The sequence below is a fragment of the Chryseobacterium taeanense genome (genome assembly GCF_900099685.1).
In the GTDB taxonomy this organism is placed as follows: Bacteria; Bacteroidota; Bacteroidia; order Flavobacteriales; family Weeksellaceae; genus Chryseobacterium; species Chryseobacterium taeanense.
Map to the genome: position 1 here is coordinate 1 of NZ_FNDW01000020.1, position 17,930 is coordinate 17,930.

At 33.4% G+C, this 17,930-nt stretch carries 11 protein-coding genes; all 11 read left to right on the forward strand.

Features of this window, described 5'->3' with window-relative positions:
- The coding region (locus BLR30_RS17330) for an acyl carrier protein (RefSeq protein ID WP_139164658.1) at positions 1–242 on the forward strand (242 nt) is incomplete at its 5' end.
- 97 nt (positions 243–339) lie between these two features.
- Positions 340–1,773: a serine hydrolase domain-containing protein gene (locus BLR30_RS17335; RefSeq protein WP_175443684.1), complete on the forward strand. Its 1,434-nt coding sequence runs from the start codon at positions 340–342 to the stop codon at positions 1,771–1,773.
- A gap of 24 nt (positions 1,774–1,797) precedes the next feature.
- A complete protein-coding gene (locus tag BLR30_RS17340; RefSeq protein ID WP_089861605.1) occupies positions 1,798–2,745 on the forward strand; it encodes a TauD/TfdA family dioxygenase in 948 nt (315 codons plus the stop codon).
- A gap of 14 nt (positions 2,746–2,759) precedes the next feature.
- Positions 2,760–3,551: an aspartate/glutamate racemase family protein gene (locus tag BLR30_RS17345; protein WP_089861607.1), complete on the forward strand. Its 792-nt coding sequence runs from the start codon at positions 2,760–2,762 to the stop codon at positions 3,549–3,551.
- Between the two features lie 46 nt (positions 3,552–3,597).
- On the forward strand, positions 3,598–6,669 hold the full coding sequence (locus BLR30_RS17350; RefSeq protein ID WP_089861609.1) for a cyclic peptide export ABC transporter: 3,072 nt from the start codon (positions 3,598–3,600) through the stop codon (positions 6,667–6,669).
- Positions 6,670–6,685: 16 nt separating this feature from the next.
- Positions 6,686–7,660 carry a cupin-like domain-containing protein gene (locus BLR30_RS17355; RefSeq protein WP_089861612.1) on the forward strand — a complete coding sequence of 325 codons (975 nt, stop codon included), beginning with the start codon at positions 6,686–6,688 and terminating at the stop codon, positions 7,658–7,660.
- Positions 7,661–7,688: 28 nt separating this feature from the next.
- Positions 7,689–9,323: a condensation domain-containing protein gene (locus tag BLR30_RS17360; protein WP_139164659.1), complete on the forward strand. Its 1,635-nt coding sequence runs from the start codon at positions 7,689–7,691 to the stop codon at positions 9,321–9,323.
- Position 9,324: 1 nt separating this feature from the next.
- Positions 9,325–11,313 (forward strand): glycoside hydrolase family 13 protein, encoded by a 1,989-nt coding sequence (locus tag BLR30_RS17365; RefSeq protein ID WP_089861616.1) that lies wholly within the window; start codon positions 9,325–9,327, stop codon positions 11,311–11,313.
- A gap of 27 nt (positions 11,314–11,340) precedes the next feature.
- Positions 11,341–12,900 carry a glycogen/starch synthase gene (locus BLR30_RS17370; RefSeq protein ID WP_089861618.1) on the forward strand — a complete coding sequence of 520 codons (1,560 nt, stop codon included), beginning with the start codon at positions 11,341–11,343 and terminating at the stop codon, positions 12,898–12,900.
- A 55-nt stretch (positions 12,901–12,955) separates the two neighbouring features.
- The gene (locus BLR30_RS17375) at positions 12,956–16,294 is read left to right on the forward strand and encodes a non-ribosomal peptide synthetase (RefSeq protein ID WP_089861620.1); all 3,339 of its coding nucleotides are present in this window, start codon (positions 12,956–12,958) and stop codon (positions 16,292–16,294) included.
- Between the two features lie 2 nt (positions 16,295–16,296).
- The coding region (locus BLR30_RS17380; protein ID WP_228400800.1) for a condensation domain-containing protein at positions 16,297–17,930 on the forward strand (1,634 nt) is incomplete at its 3' end.

The following is a 17,930-nucleotide window of genomic DNA, read 5'->3' on the forward strand; positions in this document are numbered from 1 at the left end:
GTATTTCGGGCGAGAATATCAGTGCTGCGAAAAGCTTTTTCGAGTTGGGAGGGCATTCTTTGAAAGCCATGATGCTGATTAATAAAATTAATAAAGGATTCGATATCACATTCCCTTTAGAAGAAGTTTTTGAAAAAACAACCATTCAGAAACAGGCAGTATATATTAAGCTAATTAATTTCCTTTCTACCGAAATTTCATTAGTTGAAGCAGAAGATTTTTCGGAAAACATAATTATATAAACCAGAAAACTAACAAAATATGATACTAAAAAAAATATTGCAGGAGAATCAATATACAATACAAAAACTATTAAAATGTTTCTTTTTAATCATTTTTATGAGCTGTAATTGTCAGCTGAAATCTCAGGAGATGACTTCTTTCATTTCTGATAACAAGACGATAGATACAAAAGATTTTGACAAAAAAATTAATCTTATGATTAACGAATTGGGAGTTCCCAGTGTTTCTCTTGCCATTATTGAGAACAATCAGATTGTATATTCAAATTTTTACGGGAAAAAAAATCTCAAAAGTAATAAGGATACTGATAAAAATACCGTATTCGAAGCTGCTTCCTTAACCAAGATGTATCTGGTATATGTGGCTCAGAGACTTATAGAGGACAAAATACTGGATCTTGATAAACCTTTATATCAATATTTAGAATATGAACCTTTGCAGCATGATCCAAGATATAAAAGTATTACAACAAGAATGATTCTTAGCCATACTTCGGGAATTGAAAATTGGCGTTGGAACAATAAAAAAGATGTTTTGGAAATAGTAAGCAATCCTGGAGAGCAGTTTGTATATTCTGGAGAAGGATTTCAATATTTGGCTAAGGTAATTGAGAAAATACTGAAGGAACCTTATGAAAGCTATGTTAAAAGAATGGTTATTACTCCATTTGAATTGAAAAATACATACTTAAAGTACAGAAAAGCCAAATCTTCTGTAAAGGAATTACCATCAGATTACGCGATAGGATATACACAAATGAAAGATGAAGTTGAAAAATGGAAAAACTATGAAACCGTTCCAGCTTCAGGAGCTCATACAACAGGAAAAGACTACGCAAGATTTATCATTTCAATGTTCGATAAGAAGAATCTTTCAAATGAAAGAATACAGGATATGATAAAACCAATAAAAGTATTGGGTGATGATGAATCAACCGGATATATGGGAGAAGGTTTTTTTACGATACCGAGTAAGAAAGATACAGTAGTTTCATTTAGTGGTAATAATGATGGTTTCAGAGCAGAGCTGTTTTATTCTGTTAGTCATGGTAGAGGATTTGTGTTTTTCACTAATAGCGATCAAGGTAAGCTTATTACAAAAGAAATTAATGAAATGACTTGTCACTTTAATGTCGAATTTTTATTTCAGGACAATTTTTTCAAATATTATCCAAGCAGTTCTATAAGTCTTCAAAAAATTTACAGAGATAAAGGGATCAAAGGATTGGAGAAAGGTGTTGAAGACTTTAAAAAAGATGGAAAGTTGGATGAAAATACTCTAAACGAACTGGCTGAAATCTATAAAGAAAAAGAACCGGATCTTCCATTGAAGTTATTGAATGATAATATCACCATTTTTCCTAAATCAGCAAATTCATACGGATTATTGGGACGTATTTATATGGATAAAAAACAATATAAAGAAGCGCTTTCCAATTTTACAAAAGCTAAAGAGTTAGGATTCGGATTATGGAATCTTGATGATGATATAAAGAATTGTGAAGAAAACGTGTACAAAAAAACTTTTTAAATACTAATCTCAAAATATATAAAAATGAATAACTCAGTAATAGTAAATACACCGTTTATTATTGATCTTAACGAAATAAGCCCAAATGATTTTATTGCTTATTATTTGGAAAATAAAGAAATTTTTGAAAACGATATCTTGCAGCACGGTGCCATAAAATTTAAAGGGATAGATATTGATTCTCTTGATACTTTTCAACATATTGTGGATTCCATATCGCAAAAATTTTTAAATTATATAGATGGAAACTCTCCAAGAACCAAACTGACGGATCACGTATATACATCCACAGAATACGACAAGACTCAGAAGATAACGATGCATAATGAGCTGTCATATTCAGCAAAATGGCCTAATAAATTATTCTTTAGCTGTTTACAGGTTCCGGAAACAGGAGGGGAAACCCTTTTAGCCGACAGCAGAGAAATACTTAATGCAATGCCGGAAGAGATAAAATCAGAAGTCGAAGCCAAAGGAATTATTTACATAAGAAACTTACATGGTGGAGATTTCGGTTTCGGAACATCGTGGATAGATACTTTTGAAACAGATGACAAAAGTAAAGTTGAAGAATATTGTAATTCATACAATATCAAATTTCAATGGACAGATAACAATAGTCTGAGATTAGAACAATTCAGTAAAGGAATTATAGAGCACAGAATTACTGGTGAGAAACTATGGTTCAATCAGATCGATCAGTTTCATCCTTGTCATTTAGGTGAAGATCTTTTTGAGTCTATGAAACTTCTCTATGATTCTCCGGAAAACTTCCCACATTATGTAAAATTTGGAGATGGTTCTGAAATAAGCGAATCCATGGTAAAAGAAATCCTTAAAACTATTGAAACGGTAACTATTTTCCCAGAATGGTCTACAAATGAACTTCTTATCGTAGATAATGAGCTTGTAACTCACGGCAGAAATTCTTTTACGGGTGACAGGCGTGTTATTGTGGCGATGTCAGAATAAAAATAAACTGAACAATGGACATGACAATACATAATGATAATATTATCGGCATCGTTGGCGGAATGGGTCCGAAAGCAGGTCTCAATCTATTCGATAAGATTTTAAAGCATACGGATGCTGCAACCGATCAGGATCATATTTCAGTCATTCTTGCATCACTGCCAAAATATATTATCGACAGAACACAGTTTCTGGAGGGAGAAACAGATATTAATCCCGCTATTAATATTGCAAAAATCATCAGGAAACTCGAAAATTCCGGAGCTAATATTATAGGATTGGCATGTAATACATCTTATGCCCCTGAAATATATAATACCATTAAGCAAGAGCTCAAAGTAATAAAAAGTCAGATAAAACTCGTCCATATGCCGGTAGAAACATGCCGGTATTTAACAGAGAACTATCCTGATTTTTCAAAAATAGGATTAATGACCACGAACGGAACCTATAAATCTGGTCTTTATAAGAAACTGCTTGAAAATTTAGGGTATAATGTCATACTTCCAGATAATGAATTTCAGGATAATGTTATTCACCGCCTGATTTATGATGAAGAAATGGGTCTTAAAGCTTATCCCGATACTAAACGTGAAGAGCAGAACAAATTACTTGCTCATGCCATGGAATTTTTTAAGAAGCATAAAGCAGAAGCGATTATTATTGGATGTACAGAACTTTCAATTTTAATGAACGAGCAGTACATAGAAAACATCTTAATCATTGATCCTGCAGAGATTCTTGCAATGAAACTTGTAAAAGAAGCCCGGAAATCTAAAACTGAAAAGCAAAAAAGTATTTCCTGAAAATTTATCTACAAAAAAATAAATAATAAATAAATATCATAAATATATGATGAAGAGATTTTTACAACAATTAATTTTAGTTTTCTCTTTAATTGCTGTTCAATGTTTTCACTCGCAAGAGAAGAATAAAGAACGTGTAAGTAATTTTACGGATGAAGAGATTAAAGAATTAATGAAAGAAGGAGATATTCCTGGGCTTAGTTTGGTCTTTATAAAAGACGGAAAACAGGTTATTAAAAATTATGGTTATTCAAATATAGAAAAACAGCAGAAGGTAAATAATAATACATTATTCGAACTGGCTTCTTGCAGTAAAGCCTTTACAGGACTTGCAGTACAGAAATTTATAAGTGAAAATAACATCAATCCAAATAGCTACGTTTCAGATTATTTGCCGTGGTTTAAAGTATATTATAAAAATAAACCTGTCAACATTACCCTGAGACAATTAATGCATCATACTTCGGGAATTCCGTGGCAGACTATTTCGAGAATTCCTGAAAGCAGCAGTAAGGATGCGTTAGAAAAAACAGTGAAGAATGTTGTCGGTATTTCGCTGGATAATGCACCAGGCAAAGAGTTCGAATATGCAACCATCAATTATGATATTCTGGCTTTAATTATCCAGAAGAAAAGCGGAATTTCTTTCGAAGATTACATGAAGCAAAATATATTCAGGCCATTGGGACTTACCAATACATTCATAGGAGATATTCCTTCCGGAAATAAAAATATGGCAGAAGGTTATAAGATTGGATACTTCGAAGCAAGACCTTATTCGGCGCCGGCTTTCAGAGGTAATAATGCTGCAGCATATGTAATTCAGAATGGTACTGATATGGCAAAGTGGCTTCAGTTTCAGCTTGGAGTTGCACCATCAAATCTTACTTATGCTGCTAAAAATACTCAGCTTAGAGATGAAACAGTAGCTCCTCACGGTCTTTATTCCTATGCTACAGGATGGGAAGTATCATTAAGCGGAAACGGTGAACTGTCTCATTCAGGACTAAACCCGAATTTTACATCATTTGTTTCATTAAATCCCGAAAAAAAGATTGCTGTGGCGGTTTTAGCGAACTCTAACAGTAGTTATACAAATGTTATCGGAGATAAAATGATGAGAATATTGTCAGCAGAAACTCTTAAAAAAGAATATAATCCAGGAGATGGCAATGATAAGCTTTATTCGATAATTTCTTTTGTTATGGGAATTTTTGTGATTGCAGCTTTGTTCCATCTGGGAATTCTTATATATGAGATCATCAGAAAGCAAAGACGTTTTGAAAAAATAACCTTGAGTAAATCAAGAGATATTATATATTCTGTTTTATTCATTAGTCTGTTAGGATTTGGGATTTACCTTCTTCCTGCCGCAATGGGAGGATTTAGCTGGAAGTCTGCAGCAATCTGGATGCCGGTAAGTTTTAACGTCATGATTGCCTTATTCGGCTTGGCAATGGGATTGAGTTATCTTGCCTATTTTGCATCAATATTTTTTCAAGGAAACAGCTCTTTTAGAAAAAAACTTCCTAAAGTTATTTTGGTCAGCATTTTTTCCGGATTATCCAATATGGCAGTAGTTATTATTATTACTTCGTCAATTGGTGGTACAATAGAATTGAAATATCTGGCATTTTATTATTTTCTTACACTTACAACTTATATCGTAGGACGTAAGTATGTACAGCGAACTTTAATTTATTTTACCAGAGATCTTATTTATGCGAAAAGAATAAATCTTATTGATAAAATATTATCGACAACCTATCAAAAATTCGAAAAAATTAATAGAGGAAGAATTTATTCAACCCTTAATGATGATGTAGGTACAATCGGTAATTCTGCCAATATCATTGTTGGTTTCGTTACAAGTTTCATTACTGTTGCCGGTGCTTTTTTATATTTGGCTTCGAAAGAATTTTTAGCAACAATACTTATCATTGTTCTTATTTTGAGTATTTCTGCATTATATTTTTTTATCAGCAGAACAGCGGAAGCCTATTTCGAAAAAGCAAGAGATACCCAAAATATTTTTATGGATCTTCTGAATGATCTTAGTGATGGATTCAAGGAAATAAGTCTTCAATACAGAAAGAAAATTGCCTTTAAAGAAGATATTACAGATACTGTAAAAGATTATACCAATAATACTACTACTGCTCATGTTAAATTTATTAATGGTTTTCTTGTCGGTGAGACTACTTTTATATTAATGTTGGGTGCTATTGCATTCGGAATTCCTAAGATTTTCCCAGAAATTGAAAATTCTACACTAATCAGTCTGATTGTCGTACTATTATATCTGAACGGACCTCTAGGTGCTATTTTCTCTTCAATACCAACACTTATGCAGCTGAAAATTTCATGGGAACGTATTCAGAGTTTCATTAAGGAGATTCCTGAAAGTATTGATCTGAAAAAAGTTCCGGTAACTCTTGATAAAAATATCATAGAATCTGTAAAGTTTGATAAAATATCATTTAAATACGACAACACGGATACCAAAGAACAGTTTGCTGTTGCGGGAGTAAATTTTGAAGTGAATAGAGGAGAAATTTTGTTTATCATCGGAGGAAACGGTAGTGGTAAGACAACTTTGGCAAAACTTATTTTAGGTCTTTATGAGCCTATTTCCGGGAAAGTTTTTATAAACAATAAGCGTGTAAGCTCGTCTCATTTAAGTGAATATTTCTCTGCGGTTTTTAGCCCGTGTCATTTATTCAGAAAACTATACAGTATCGATCTGGAAAACAGATCTGAAGAAGTAAGCGAATATTTGAAAATTCTAGGATTAGACGAAAAAGTTGAGATTAATGATAACAGATTTAATACAATTAGTCTTTCCGGCGGTCAGAGAAAAAGATTAGCATTACTGCAGTGCTATCTGGAAGATTCACCTATTTATTTATTTGATGAATGGGCTGCAGATCAGGATCCTGAATACAGAAGATTCTTCTACAGAGAATTGCTTCCCGAAATGAAAAGACAGGGAAAAATAATAATCGCCATCACACATGATGATCATTATTTTGATATAGCAGATAAAATTTTAAAAATGAATATGGGTAAGGTAGAATATGTTTCAAATGATTATAAAGTAGATGAAGTTTTAAACTAACCAAAAAAAGAATCTCATGAAAAATCTTTTAGAGAATACAGAAACGCAAAAAAAATTTGACGGATTAGGAAATGATATGTTTTCAGTCATTCCCGGAATTAGTAACGCGAAAGATGCTCCCATTGTTGATGCAAGTTCTTTGGATCAGGAGTCATTTTATAAAAACTGGGTTCTTCCCAACAAAGCGTGCCTTATTAAAGGAGCCATAAAACATTGGCCGGCTATCAATAAATTCAAAGAGCCGGAATATTGGTTGTCGGTTTGTGAAGATTTTGATATAACGGTTTATCCGCACATGAATTATAATATGGGTGAAAGACAAAGTCAGGATTCTGAAGACATTTCATTTCATGGTGCAATTAAAAGATTATTTAGCAATGAAGATTATATTTTAAGTATTCCTTCAGAGAAAGTAGAAGAAGGCAATAATTTTTCAGAGCTTATCAAAGATACTCCCGGATTTTCTTTTCTTTCAGGTTTAATGAAGCCGAGAATGTATGATCAGAGAAGATTTTTCATGTACAGAAGAGCGGCTACAGCTTGGCATTATCATAATATAGATGAGACACTAATGTGCCAGATTAACGGAGGCAAAAAAGTAGCTATACTGCCTCCTGATATTCCGGATCCGAAATATGTTAATGACTTTTTAATGAATGAACATTATCTGGAAGGCAAAAAATTAAAGGAAAATCTGGACTTAAAACCGATGATAGCACATGTTGAAGAAGGAGATGCTTTATATATTCCTCCTTATTGGTATCATGCGGTAGTTCCGATGGATGGAGAGGTTGGTTTTACCTATGCCTATTGCTGGAAAAGCCCTCTCTTTAAGTTCGGAGAATTTTCTAATTATTTTGTCAGGAGATTATACAAAGACGGGTTTTGGCCTCTGAAAAACACATCCCTAATTATGCCTTTTTTAGGTTTTTATACGGGATTTTTATACACAATCATAAAAATAAAAAGATTATTTGTACGGGCAGCCTGATAATAAACTGGATTTAAAGATAAATGCTATGGAAGAATTACTATTAAAATTATATGAAAAAAATATAAAAGTAAGTATAGATAATAATTATAAACTGAATTTAAAAATTAATGGAAATGATAATGATAATATTAATGATATTATAGAAGAAGTTAAAATAAATAAACAGTCGCTGATTGATTATATCAGCTCTCTCAATACCAAAAAAAGTGATACAAGCAATAGCTACGATATACTTGAAGATACTCTTTTACAAGTAAAGCTGCAGGAAACATATGAAGCGACGCCTCAACAGAAAAGCGAGTTTTTGAGACGTTTTTTTACAATAAAATATGCTTTTAATATCGTTTTTACAGTAGAATTGCCTGGAAGTGATAATGAAATAATCAGAAAAGTAATTGATAAGCTAATTGAAAGACATGAAATATTACGGACAACATTCCTGATAAAAGATAAAGAAATCAGGCAGAAAGTACATCCCAAAATATCTGATGATTTTGAAATTGCTTATATAAATCTTACACAGGTAGATAACAAAGACGAAATATTATCCGAAGAATTTCAGGATCTGAAAGCCAATGTATTCGATTTTGAAAACGGACCAATTATCGCAGTGAAAATAATTGAATATGACGCAGATAATAAGGGGATTATTTTTGCAATGCATCACCTTATTTCGGACCTTGTTTCGGCAGATATTATAAAAAAAGAAATTAGCCTTCTTTATAATTATTTTATCAAAAAAGATCAGCAGGAATTACCGGAATTAAAATTTCAGTCTAAAGAATACGCATCTTGGGTGTATAATTATATAAAAAGCTCTTCAGGGAAAAATAAAATAAACAGGTATAGGGAAAAAATATTAAATAGTTTAAAGGAAGATTCTATCATCGGCGACAATTATCAAGACAGCTACATCACTAAGCTGGAAAAAGAACTGAATATTGCGCTTGGAAAAAAAGATAGGAAAGACCTTCCGGATTTTTTTGGTGATATCTATAACATTTATCCAGATCCGGGAGCATTTTACCAGAATTTTATAGAAGAAGAAAGGATTAAAAAACTTAATAAACTGGCAAATACTTATCAATCAAGTATTTTTAATATGCTGATTGCTATTTTCGCTATTACTTTTTACAGAAAAAATAAAAACAAAAGCGTAAGAATTGCTACTCTTCATTCCGGAAGGTTATTGCAGGAATTCGAAAATATAATTGGGTGGTTTGCTTCAGAAATAATTTTGTGTTTATCTGTAAAAGAAGATTTCAGTATACGAGAGTTTTTAGAGAATATTTCTGATACGTTTTTAGAAACTTCACAATATTCATTCTATCCATATGAAAAAATAATGCATGATCTTGATCTTAATCTTGACACTCTGGCTCCAATATTTATCAATTATCAGGTTCAGAACGAGCGTTATAATATGGAAATTGCCCCTTTACACAGAAGTAGTGGTTTCGGATATTTTGTATTTGGCTGTGATTTTATCCAATACGATAATTGTATTAAAATGATGATAAACTATAATATTAAACACTTTTCGGGTATAGAAGTTCAGCAATTGGTTGAAGATTGTAATGTCTTGATAGATCAATTATTTGCGAAGCCCGAAATCCTGATTAACGAATTGTTTGTAGAACAAAGCAAAAACTTATTATAATATGAAAAAAGATTTAATGTACATTTCAAACCAAAAAGATATTGAGAAAGTTCATGTCGGTTTTTTCCCCGTAAAAGGAAGATATTTTAGAACCGAAATGAAAAGCAGAGGAAATGACCTTTTTGAATTAACTGCTGATTTACCCAAAGGAAGATCTTTTTTCCATTATTTTTTAAATGAGAATTTCGATAAGCCCATGAATAATAACGGAGCAATGATTTCTCAATATGATTCTCTTAAAAGATCACCTATAGTTTTTGAAACCGAAATATTCTGTCCTGTTCAGTTTGAAAACAACCCCATATTTTTTAGCCATATAAAAGATGCTGAATGGGAAATAAGAGCTATTACACATCAGCAATGGATAGAAAATGTGAGTATAGTAATAGATGAGAACGAATTTCATTTGTCTGAACAGTATTCCCATAAAAACAAGTCTTACTGGAGTTGCAGAATACAGCTGAATGATGATGAAATTAATTACTGTATCAAGATCTCAGGTTATAAGCAAGTCAAATATCTACATGAGAAAAATTCTTTAAAAGATAAAATTGATAGCAGAAGTATGATGAAAATCAATTTGTCGGAACAGAAAAATTTTGCTGAATTTCCGGCATTTAATGCAGGATATCAGATATTTCCGGACAGATTTTTAAAGAAAGGAAATCATAATGCCAATGTCGATTTGAAAGAGTGGGGAGATTTACCCGATTATACCTCTTTTTTTGGTGGGACAATTCAGGGAATTATAGAAAAGCTTGATTATGTTTCTAGTCTGGGTATTAACTTCATTTATCTGAACCCGATTTTTCTGTCGAGAAGTTATCACAGATATGATTGTGCAGACTATATGAAGATCGATCCTTTATTTGGAACTGAAGAGGATTTTGCTTTGCTTATTCAGGAAATGAACGACAGAGGTATGAAGCTGATTCTAGACATTTCGCTAAATCACTGCAGCAGAGATTTTTTTGCCTTTAAAGATATTTGTGAAAAGGGAGAAAATTCTGAATATCTGGATTGGTTTGAAATTTATAACCTTCCACTGAAGCCGGAAGAAAAAAATCAGTACAGTTGTTGGCATGGATATCATGAGCTTCCGCAGTTTAATCTGGCAAATCACGAAGTAAGAAATTATTTTAAAAATATTGTTAAATATTGGATGAAAAATTTTCAGATAAATGGATGGAGGTTAGATGTTTGCACAGAAATGCCCGATGATTTTATAAAAATCTTTACTGATGAAGTAAAAGCGATTAATCCGCAAGCTCTGATTATTGCAGAAAACTGGCACAATACTTCTTCCGTTTTTTCTTCTGAAACTGGTATTGACGGATTTACAAATTTCTCACTCTATCTGGATATCATGATTCCGTTTTTTGTGCAGGAAAATATATCTCTTAAAACGATGTGTTCTAAGATATTAGAGATGAATTATAGCAATTCTTCAAAAGTTAACCGCCTTTCATGGAATTTTCTGAGTAATCATGATTTGCCTAGGTTCAGATCTATTATTAAAGATTCAGAAAAGTATGATATGGCATTTGCTTTATTATATTCCTTACCCGGAACACCGGTTATTTATTATGGGGAAGAAACGGAAATGCTTGGTTTAGGAGATCCGTTGAATAGAGGATGTATGGAGTTTGTTTCATATGTAGAAAATGAAGGCTCTATAAAATTACTGCAAGACCTCAATGATCTTAGAAAAGATTTCTATGATATTTTCAATTATGGAAATTTCTCTTTTCCCATTATTAATAACAAAGAAAAAAAACTTATAGTAAAAAGAAGTTTAAATGATAAGACTTTGGTTTTCTGCTTCAATTTTAACAATATTTCTCATGAATTTATTTTGGATTCTGATACTAAAAATACAATTGTCGTAGAGGCAAAATCATTTGAAGTAGTCTTTTATAAGAATTCTGATTCTCATTATAGCAGTCTTATTTCTGGAACTAATAAAAATAAACTTGCATCGCTAGTCTAGCTATGTATAAACTAATAAATACCAACTATGATAGTACATTTAGCATCCGAAGTTGCACCATTTTATAAAAGAGGAGGACTAGGAGACGTTTTAGGAACACTTCCTACTTATTTGTCTAAAAATCAACCCAATACTGTGATCTCTTTCTACTACAAAAATAGAATGAAGGGAGATGATCTCAATTTTATGGGAAGTTTTGATATCAAAATTCAGAATATATATTACGAGTTTCATTATTACCATATTAATCAGTCAGGAGTAGATTATTACTTTATTAATATGTCCGATAGTAATATTTTCAGTGATATGGAAACAAGTGAGAGCGATTCATCAGATGAGGACGGAGAAATGCCGTATAAAGAAAATTTCCCCTATATCATCTACTTTTATTTTGCGAAAGCAGCCATTCAGCTTATCAAGAATCTGAACCTTTCACCGGAACTGATTCTATTGCATGATTGGCATGTATGCGGTTGTCTGGCTTATACGGAAGACATTAAAAAATTAAATGTAAAACAAGCATGTAAAACAGTCGTTCTAATTCATAATTATGAATTTCAAGGGGAGATTTTACCTGACCTTCTGGATTTTCTGGATCCTGAAGTTAAAACTGAACTGGATTCTATTTATAAACAATATGGCACAGCTACATTTTTTGCATTGGCTTTTAAAAACGCAGATTATGTTGCAACAGTGAGTAAAACTTATGCTCAGGAACTTATACAAAAATCAGCTCCTCATTCCGGACTCAAATTTCTGGATCTTATAGAAAAAGATATATTTTCTTTACCTAATGGAATAGATGATGTGCATTGGTCTCCGGAATTTAGTCCGTTTATACAATATCATTATAACAAAAATACCTATAAAGAGAAGAAAAAACAAAATAAGCAGGAATTAGTTAAAGAAATGAAATTTGATGACTTTTCAAAACCTGTTGTTTTAATGATGGCTCGTTTAACCGAGCAAAAAGGAATCAATCTTCTGGTAGATCTTTGGAGTTCCGAAGATGTCGCAATGGACAGTATAGAAAATATTCTGAATGAAGATGTTAATTTAATTATATATGGTCGTCCTGCAGGAGGGTTAAAAGGAAATATCCATAAAAGATTAACGAAAGCTGAAGAAAAATTTAAAGGAAGATTCAGCTATATTTCTAATTATACGGAAGAAAATGCTCACAGATTCTTAGCCGGATCCGATATGATTTTGTGTCCTTCTGTGTTTGAGCCATGCGGATTGGTACAGCTTTACGGGTTGGCTTTTGGTACAATCCCTGTTGTAAGACCTATAGGCGGTTTAAAAGATACTGTAATTCCACATACCGAATCATCAGAAATAAGTACAGGTTTTTATATTGATGAATTTAAAAATGAAAGCCTGAAAAATGCTATCAAGGAAGCTTCTGATATCTACTATCATCGAAAAGACAATTGGGATGCACTTATTGAAAGAGCAATGAGCCAGAACTTTTCCTGGGATATTACAGTTAATCAGTATTATAATTTTTTTGAATACATAAGAGACAATAAAAAAAGAAGACGAATCAAAAATAAATTATCGAGAAATTATGTAGTAAATCTTTAAAATTCTATCATCAATTTTTAAATAAAAAACTGTTGACATATCAAAACAAATATCCATGGAAAAACTTTTACTAAAAATTCTCGAGAAAAATGTGAAAATCGGGCTTATTGGCGATCAGCTGAAAATTAGTTTCCCAAAAGACTTTCACAGCGACTCACTGATCGAGGAGATCAGGGGTAACAAGGAAGCATTGATTCGTCATATCCGTCATCTTTCTCAGCATAATTCGGGTTATACACCGATTCCTGCTGCGCCGAAGAAAGAATATTATGCTTTATCTTCCGTTCAGAAACGGCTGTATTTTATCTATAAATTCGATAACAGTTCATTGGCGTACAACATGCCTCAGATTGTTCGTTTGCACGGAGCTTTGGATTCGGATCTATTACAGTCGGTTTTCCGTTCCCTGATCTCTCATTACGAAATATTGAGAACCCGAATCGGGGTGGTTTCTGAAGTTCCGGTTCAGTATATTGATGATCATATGGATTTTGATATCGAAGAATATTCATGTTCAGAATCTGAAATAGAAGGAATATTAACCTCTTTCATAAGACCTTTTGATCTTGAGAAAGGTCCGCTTTTGAGGGTTTGTGTGCTTCACCTTTCAGAAACGGAGCATATTTTGGCTGTTGATATGCATCATATCATCACAGATGGAGTTTCCAACGGGATTCTGCTTCGTTCTTTCATGTCTTTATATCGTGGCGAATCTCTGCCGTCTCTGTCAGTTCATTATAAAGATTATTCGGAGTGGCAGCAGAGTTCGGAGCATCATTCATCTTTGGAACTTCATAAAAATTTCTGGCTGGAGCAGTTTAAAGGCGAAATTCCCGTAATTGATTTACCAACAGACTATTCGCGTCCTTTGGTTAAAAGATATGAAGGAGACCGGGTTGGTTTTTCTTTAAGTTCGGAACAGACTGAAAAATTAAAAAATATTTCCGGAAAAGCAGGCGGAACGATGTTCATGACCACCTTATCGCTGTATTATATTTTGCTTAAAAAACTGACAGGTCAGGATGATTTAATCATCGGAACTCCTGTTGCAGGCAGAGATCATGTTGATTTGGAACATCAGGTCGGGATGTTTGTCAATACTTTGGCGCTTCGTTCCGACTGTAACGGAAATGAAAGCTATACCGAGTTTCTGAACCGCGTAAAATCCATGACTTTAGACTGTTTCGGAAACCAGCTTTATCAATATGAATCCTTGCTTGAGGATCTGAAAGTAGCAAGAGACACCTCAAGAAATCCTTTATTTGATGTGATGTTCTCTTATCAGAATTTTGAGGATCCTGAGTTGTCGATGGGCGATCTTATCGCGAGTTCTTATTCGCATGATCATGTAGATGCAAAATTTGATATCAGTCTCACAGTTTCTGAAGATAAAGACCAGCTTTTTTTATCATTCGAATATTCAAGGAATTTATTTAAACGGGAAAGCATTGAGCGTTTTGCAGGCTATTTTCAGAAGATTGTGGATGATGTAACAGCGAATCCTGAGATCAGTATCAAAGAAATCCAGATGCTTCCATCTTGTGAATTGGATTTGATTTTGCATGAATTCAATGATACAAATGTAGATTACCGAAATGATAAAACAATACTGGAGTTATTCGAGCAGCAGGTTATTCTTAATGGAAACAATATTGCAATAATAGGTGAAAATCAGTCATTAAATTATCTTCAATTAAATAAAAAGATAAATCAGCTTTCGAATTACCTTATTCATTCAAAAAAAATAAATAAAGGAGATATTGTAGGAGTTCATTTTGAAAGAGGTATGGATATGATTGTATCCTTACTTGCCATATTAAAGATTGGAGCTGTATATGTAGCATTAGATCCGGAATATCCTGTCGAAAGAATCAATACAATTATTGAGGAGTCTGAAATGAATACTGTCGTTACCAATTTATCTCACAAGATTAGTCAACATATTCGAACAGATTTAACAGATATCATCGCTGAAAAAAGTCTGGTGGAAATGGAATCTGATCAATCTCCTGAAATTCAGGTTACAGGAAATTGTCCTGCATATATAATCTATACTTCAGGAAGTACAGGAGTTCCTAAAGGTATTGTCATTGGGCATGATTCTCTTTTAGATTATAGTTTAACATTCAGAGATTACTTTTCCATCAGCGAAAAAGATAGAGTAATACAGCAGTCATCATTATCTTTTGATACTTCTGTGGAAGAAATATTCCCGGCTTTGATTTCCGGAGGAGCTATTATTATTGTGTCTTCAGGAGGGCGCGATGCAGAGAACCTTATTCAGAATATTAATATGTATCAGGCAACGATACTGAGTACAACTCCTTTAGTATTAAATGAAATCAACAGTAGTGTTCATCTTCTTGGGAAAAGTCTTCGGGCTATTATCAGTGGTGGAGATAATTTATCAGCAAATCATATAGACGGTCTTATTAAAGTATTTCCTGTGTACAATACTTATGGACCTTCAGAATCTACTGTTTGTATCACATATTACAGACTGGAAGATCTGTCGCAAATATCTGTTATAGGAAAACCTATTGCCAACAGAAAAATATATATTTTGGATCAGTACGGGAAACCTTGTCCTTTAGGAGTAACCGGAGAAATCTATGTCGCAGGAAAAGGTTTGGCAAAAGGATATCTTAATAATACTGCTTTAACACATGAAAAGTTTATCGAGAATAAAAACATAAAAGGACAGCGTATCTATTCTACCGGAGATCTGGGAAAATGGCTGTCTGACGGAAATATTCAGTTTGCAGGAAGAAGAGATAATCAACTTAAAATAAGAGGATACAGAGTTGAATTGGAAGAAATAGAAAACAGACTTTTAGATCATCCTGATATCAGCGAGGCAATTGTAATATGCAAAGAGAAAAATAATCATAAATATCTTCTTGCTTTTTATAAATCGGAAAGAACGCTTGGTGATACTGAATTGAAAACATTTCTTTCTCTATCATTACCTGATTACATGGTTCCGGTTTCCTATTGCATTGTACAGGATATTCCAATGCTGGTAAATGGTAAACCCGACAGAAAAAAACTAACCTCTCTGGAAATTGAAGTAGAACAAATACATCTTGAGCCTGAAAATGAAATTGAAGAAAGACTTACTCAGATTTGGTCGGAAATTCTTCATATTGATCCTGAATTGATTAGCACAAATGCCAGTTTCTTCAAATTGGGAGGACATTCCTTAAAAGCCGTTTCTCTAGCCAATAAAATCGAAAAGCGCTGGAACACGAAGATCTCTCTTCAGGAAATTTTCTATAATACCACCATTCAGCTCATTGCCAAAATAATAGAAAGCCAGATGTGGATTAGCCATACAGCAGATAAATCAAATGACCAACACGAAAATAATAATATAAAAAAAATAATAATATAATCATGCACGAACTAATTAATAAATTAAAGCAGAATAATATCAAAATAGCTCTGTCAGAAGATAATTTGGAATTAAGTTTCCCAAAAGACTTTCACAGCGACTCACTGATCGAGGAGATCAGGGGTAACAAGGAAGCATTGATTCGTCATATCCGTCATCTTTCTCAGCATAATTCGGGTTATACACCGATTCCTGCTGCGCCGAAGAAAGAATATTATGCTTTATCTTCCGTTCAGAAACGGCTGTATTTTATCTATAAATTCGATAACAGTTCATTGGCGTACAACATGCCTCAGATTGTTCGTTTGCACGGAGCTTTGGATTCGGATCTATTACAGTCGGTTTTCCGTTCCCTGATCTCTCATTACGAAATATTGAGAACCCGAATCGGGGTGGTTTCTGAAGTTCCGGTTCAGTATATTGATGATCATATGGATTTTGATATCGAAGAATATTCATGTTCAGAATCTGAAATAGAAGGAATATTAACCTCTTTCATAAGACCTTTTGATCTTGAGAAAGGTCCGCTTTTGAGGGTTTGTGTGCTTCACCTTTCAGAAACGGAGCATATTTTGGCTGTTGATATGCATCATATCATCACAGATGGAGTTTCCAACGGGATTCTGCTTCGTTCTTTCATGTCTTTATATCGTGGCGAATCTCTGCCGTCTCTGTCAGTTCATTATAAAGATTATTCGGAGTGGCAGCAGAGTTCGGAGCATCATTCATCTTTGGAACTTCATAAAAATTTCTGGCTGGAGCAGTTTAAAGGCGAAATTCCCGTAATTGATTTACCAACAGACTATTCGCGTCCTTTGGTTAAAAGATATGAAGGAGACCGGGTTGGTTTTTCTTTAAGTTCGGAACAGACTGAAAAATTAAAAAATATTTCCGGAAAAGCAGGCGGAACGATGTTCATGACCACCTTATCGCTGTATTATATTTTGCTTAAAAAACTGACAGGTCAGGATGATTTAATCATCGGAACTCCTGTTGCAGGCAGAGATCATGTTGATTTGGAACATCAGGTCGGGATGTTTGTCAATACTTTGGCGCTTCGTTCCGACTGTAACGGAAATGAAAGCTATACCGAGTTTCTGAACCGCGTAAAATCCATGACTTTAGACTGTTTCGGAAACCAGCTTTATCAATATGAATCCTTGCTTGAGGATCTGAAAGTAGCAAGAGACACCTCAAGAAATCCTTTATTTGATGTGATGTTCTCTTATCAGAATTTTGAGGATCCTGAGTTGTCGATGGGCGATCTTATCGCGAGTTCTTATTCGCATGATCATGTAGATGCAAAATTTGATATCAGTCTCACAGTTTCTGAAGATAAAGACCAGCTTTTTTTATCATTCGAATATTCAAGGAATTTATTTAAACGGGAAAGCATTGAGCGTTTTGCAGGCTATTTTCAGAAGATTGTGGATGATGTAACAGCGAATCCTGAGATCAGTATCAAAGAAATCCAGATGCTTCCATCTTGTGAATTGGATTTGATTTTGCATGAATTCAATGATAGTTCAAATACTTTCACAGGTCATACAACAGTTTTAGATCTATTATCAGATCGTGTTGTAGAATTTTCGGATGCTCCTGCTTTGATTTTCGGCGAATCTGAGATGAGTTATTC

Excerpts from the sequence above, each read along its gene's own strand:
- BLR30_RS17365 (WP_089861616.1), top strand. The coding sequence starts at position 9,325 with ATGAAAAAAGATTTAATGTACATTTCAAACCAAAAAGATATTGAGAAA.
- BLR30_RS17340 (WP_089861605.1), top strand. The coding sequence starts at position 1,798 with ATGAATAACTCAGTAATAGTAAATACACCGTTTATTATTGATCTTAAC.
- BLR30_RS17360 (WP_139164659.1), top strand. The coding sequence starts at position 7,689 with ATGGAAGAATTACTATTAAAATTATATGAAAAAAATATAAAAGTAAGT.
- BLR30_RS17375 (WP_089861620.1), top strand. The coding sequence starts at position 12,956 with ATGGAAAAACTTTTACTAAAAATTCTCGAGAAAAATGTGAAAATCGGG.
- BLR30_RS17350 (WP_089861609.1), top strand. The coding sequence starts at position 3,598 with ATGATGAAGAGATTTTTACAACAATTAATTTTAGTTTTCTCTTTAATT.
- BLR30_RS17355 (WP_089861612.1), top strand. The coding sequence starts at position 6,686 with ATGAAAAATCTTTTAGAGAATACAGAAACGCAAAAAAAATTTGACGGA.
- BLR30_RS17370 (WP_089861618.1), top strand. The coding sequence starts at position 11,341 with ATGATAGTACATTTAGCATCCGAAGTTGCACCATTTTATAAAAGAGGA.
- BLR30_RS17345 (WP_089861607.1), top strand. The coding sequence starts at position 2,760 with ATGGACATGACAATACATAATGATAATATTATCGGCATCGTTGGCGGA.
- BLR30_RS17335 (WP_175443684.1), top strand. The coding sequence starts at position 340 with ATGAGCTGTAATTGTCAGCTGAAATCTCAGGAGATGACTTCTTTCATT.